Annotated in this window: 4 protein-coding genes and 1 pseudogene; 3 read left to right on the top strand and 2 right to left on the bottom strand. The window is 60.0% G+C overall.

Annotated features, from left to right (window positions below; translation table 11 throughout):
• Positions 1 to 182: pseudogene (locus AAAC48_RS14140) on the top strand (hypothetical protein); the annotation flags it as partial.
• Here AAAC48_RS14140 and AAAC48_RS14135 read toward each other — a convergent pair.
• Complete coding sequence (locus AAAC48_RS14135; protein ID WP_340654788.1) at positions 160 to 723, bottom strand: helix-turn-helix domain-containing protein; 564 nt, start codon at positions 721 to 723, stop codon at positions 160 to 162. The pseudogene AAAC48_RS14140 and the gene AAAC48_RS14135 overlap by 23 nt on opposite strands.
• A 108-nt stretch (positions 724 to 831) precedes the next feature.
• On the opposite strand from AAAC48_RS14135, the gene AAAC48_RS14130 reads away from it, so the two are divergent.
• Together AAAC48_RS14130 and AAAC48_RS14125 are read left to right on the top strand one after the other, a co-directional pair.
• Positions 832 to 1,620, top strand: a complete 789-nt coding sequence (locus tag AAAC48_RS14130; protein ID WP_340654787.1) for an SDR family oxidoreductase — start codon at positions 832 to 834, stop codon at positions 1,618 to 1,620.
• A 60-nt stretch (positions 1,621 to 1,680) separates the two neighbouring features.
• Positions 1,681 to 2,775: an alkene reductase gene (locus AAAC48_RS14125; RefSeq protein WP_340654786.1), complete on the top strand. Its 1,095-nt coding sequence runs from the start codon at positions 1,681 to 1,683 to the stop codon at positions 2,773 to 2,775.
• Positions 2,776 to 2,920: 145 nt separating this feature from the next.
• Here the strand turns inward: AAAC48_RS14125 and AAAC48_RS14120 are convergent, their stop codons facing one another.
• Complete coding sequence (locus tag AAAC48_RS14120) at positions 2,921 to 3,130, bottom strand: cold-shock protein (protein WP_340654785.1); 210 nt, start codon at positions 3,128 to 3,130, stop codon at positions 2,921 to 2,923.
• Between the last annotated feature and the right edge of the window lie 304 nt (positions 3,131 to 3,434).

Genomic DNA, 3,434 nt, shown 5'->3' with positions numbered 1-3,434 from the left:
CCTTCATGACTCAACACACTCAGCTCATTGTTGTCACGGCGTTCTCAAGGTCGGATGACCGTGAGCTGGTGCCGGCGTTCGATGCTGCAGCGTTAGACAGCGAAGAGCAGGCGCTTCGCACGGCGCGCCACCTGGCCAGGACGCACGTCGGCGTCATCGTTAGCTGGCAGATACCTGGCTGATGCCGGCATCAACCCACGCACGTGTCTGTTCCAGAACCTCATCCGACAGCGTGGGATCGTCGATCGCCCGGGCGAGGATTACTGCCCCCACCATCGCCGCCCAGCTTCCAACTGCCGCACGACGCCTGTCGACCGCGTTCACCTCCGGGATCGCCTTGCCGATACGGTCGATCTGCGACCGAAGGCCTTCGGTCATGGCCGAGCGTGCAGCCGGAGTCTGATATCGGATGTCCGCAACAAGGCCCGCGGTCGGGCAACCACCGGCGGCATTGTCGCGATGCCGCGGCGAAAGATAGGCATCCAAATAAGCGCGAAAATCCCCCCCTCCGCCTGCGTCCGCCGCGAGGACATGGGCAAGGGTGTTTGCGATCAGGTCGTCCTTCGAACTGAAATGGCCATAGAAGCCGCCGTGGGTGAGCCCGGCCGCTTTCATCACTTCCGCCACGCTGACCGCGTCAAACCCCTTGTCGCGAAACAGCCGACTGGCAACATCCAGAATCCGGTTGCGGTTCTCCGCCATCTGCTCTCGACTGACCTTCATTTCAAAATTCTCCGTCTTGCCCATTGACTTTTACATGATGACGATCATATTTACGTAATCATGATAGCCGTCATGATTATAGGTTCCATCAGAGAAAAGAGCAATGCCATGACCACCATTCCGTCAGTTCTCATCACCGGCGCTTCCACGGGCATCGGCGCCTCCTATGCCGAGCGCTTCGCGCGCCGCGGGCACGACCTCGTGCTGGTTGCCCGTGACGTGGCACGGATGGAGGCCTTGGGAGCCCGGATGCGTCAAGAGCATGGCGTGGCGGTCGACATCATCCAGGCCGACCTTACGCAGCCTGCCGAGCTTGCAACGGTAGAGACGAGGCTGCGCGATGACGCCCGCATCGGAATCCTCGTCAACAATGCCGGAACGGCCATCGGCGGAAGCTTCATCGAGCAGAGCACTGATGTCGTCGCGCGGCTGGTGGCACTCAATACGACCGCGCTTCTGCGGCTTGCTAGCGCCATCGCCCCGCGGCTTGCGAAGGCCGGCGAAGGAGCAATCGTCAACATCGGCTCCGTGGTCGGCTTGGCGCCGGAGTTCGGCATGACGGTCTACGGCGCAACCAAGGCCTTCGTTCTGTTTCTGTCGCAGGGGCTCAGCCTCGAGCTCGCGCCGAAAGGAGTTTACGTCCAGGCCGTGCTTCCCGCCACGACGCGAACCGAGATATGGGAGCACGTCGGAGCCGACGTCAACACGCTCTCCAACGTGATGGAGGTGGACGATCTGGTTGATGCGGCGCTGGTTGGGTTCGACCGCCGCGAACCGGTAACAATCCCCCCGCTTCCCGATGCCGGTCAGTGGGACGCGCTTGAGGCAGCGCGGCAGGCAATGCTTCCAAACTATGGGAATCAGCATCCGGCCGAGCGGTACCGCGCGGTCGCCTAAAAAATCAACTAAAGATTTCGATAAACGACCCGCTGCGGCGGGGGCAAGCAAAGGTAAGTTATGTCAAACAAAACACTGTTCGAGCCCTATACACTCGGCTCGCTAACCCTCTCCAATCGAATAGTCATGGCGCCCTTGACGCGCAATCGCGCTAGCCCGGGCTTCGTTCCAGGCGATCTCACCGCAGAGTATTATGGCCAGCGAGCGTCGGCCGGCCTGCTGATTTCCGAGGCCACGCAGATCTCGCAGCAGGGACAGGGTTACCAAGACACTCCCGGCATCTACTCCCAGGCTCAGATTGAGGGCTGGCGCAAGGTCACATCCGCTGTGCACGCCAAGGGCGGGCGGATTTTCCTGCAGCTCTGGCATGTCGGCCGCGTCAGCCACGTCGACCTCCAGGAAAACGGCACCGCTCCAGTTGCGCCGTCGGCGATCCGGGCTGAAACCAAGACGTTCGTCAACAATGGCTTCGCTGATGTCTCGGAGCCGCGCGCGCTCGAACTCGATGAACTGCCGGGCATCGTGGACGACTTCCGCAAAGCAGCTGCAAACGCCGTTGCGGCGGGATTCGATGGCGTGGAAGTCCACGGCGCCAACGGCTACCTTCTCGACCAGTTTGCCAAGGATGGCGCCAACGCCCGGACGGACGCCTACGGCGGATCTATCGAGAATCGGGCCCGGCTGATGCTGGAGGTTACGGCTGCAGTGGTCCAGGAGATTGGCGCCGAGCGCACCGGAATTCGCATTTCGCCTGTCTCGCCCGCCAACAGTGTCTCGAGCAGCGACCCCCAGGCCCAGTTCAACTATATCGTCGACCAACTCGACGCCTTGGGTATCGTCTACATTCATGTCGTCGAGGGCGCCACGGGCGGACCGCGCGATGTCACACCGTTCGACTTGGGCTCGCTCCGCCGCCGCTTCGGCAACACCTATATAGCCAACAACGGCTATGATCTCGAGCTTGCGACGTCGCATCTCACTGAGGAAAAGGCGGACCTGTTCGCCTTCGGTCGACCCTTCATCGCCAATCCCGACCTGGTGGAACGGTTGAAGACGCGCGCGCCGCTGGCTAAATTCGATCAGGCGACGCTCTATGGCGGCGGCTCCGCTGGCTATACCGATTATCCCACCATCGCAGCCTCAAGTCGCCGCTGATCCCTTCGGGTGCCGCGCTTAGGCGCGGCCCGATCAGTGTTTGCCGCTCTCAGTGTGAGTGATGCGAAAAAAGGGCCAGACAGCAACTCCAGCCCTCTTGCTATGCCAGACCAGCCTTCGCCGCGGGCGCGAACGAGTCACATCGTTAGTCGGTGCTCAACTGATCGGCCGACATTTTGCCCGATTTCTTGTCCCGCACCATTTCGTACTTGATTTTCTGACCGTCATTGAGGCCGCGTAGTCCGGCCCGCTCTACGGCCGAGATGTGAACGAAAACATCCATACCGCCATCATCCGGCTGAATGAAGCCAAAACCTTTGGTCGAATTGAACCATTTAACAGTGCCAGTAGCCATTTTAAACCCTTGGTGCGTATGGGAGCGCGCGAGATTGGCAACAACCCGGTTATAGTGCGGCTAGAGATTCATAGTCGCGACCGTAAATGTCAATCAGGAGAATTGCTTAGCGAAAAGCGGCGGCTACTGCAGACCCAGCGCTGTATGATACGGGCAGGCACCAGCAACTGTTCGTTTGAAAATGCCGATAATAGGCGAATCTGGAGCGTTTTCGATTGTAGCCTGAATGTCTACAATCCCGATTAAAAGCCTATTGTGGCGACCTATTCAATAGTACGCCTTGAAAAGAGAGTGGACTGCAGAC

The organism is Phyllobacterium sp. (assembly GCF_037994405.1).
Classification (GTDB): Bacteria; Pseudomonadota; Alphaproteobacteria; order Rhizobiales; family Rhizobiaceae; genus Phyllobacterium.
The sequence above is the reverse complement of the archived record's forward strand: the minus strand, read 5'-3'. Positions and strand labels throughout refer to the sequence as shown.

Excerpts from the sequence above, each read along its gene's own strand:
- AAAC48_RS14135 (WP_340654788.1), bottom strand. The coding sequence starts at position 723 with ATGAAGGTCAGTCGAGAGCAGATGGCGGAGAACCGCAACCGGATTCTG.
- AAAC48_RS14120 (WP_340654785.1), bottom strand. The coding sequence starts at position 3,130 with ATGGCTACTGGCACTGTTAAATGGTTCAATTCGACCAAAGGTTTTGGC.
- AAAC48_RS14130 (WP_340654787.1), top strand. The coding sequence starts at position 832 with ATGACCACCATTCCGTCAGTTCTCATCACCGGCGCTTCCACGGGCATC.
- AAAC48_RS14125 (WP_340654786.1), top strand. The coding sequence starts at position 1,681 with ATGTCAAACAAAACACTGTTCGAGCCCTATACACTCGGCTCGCTAACC.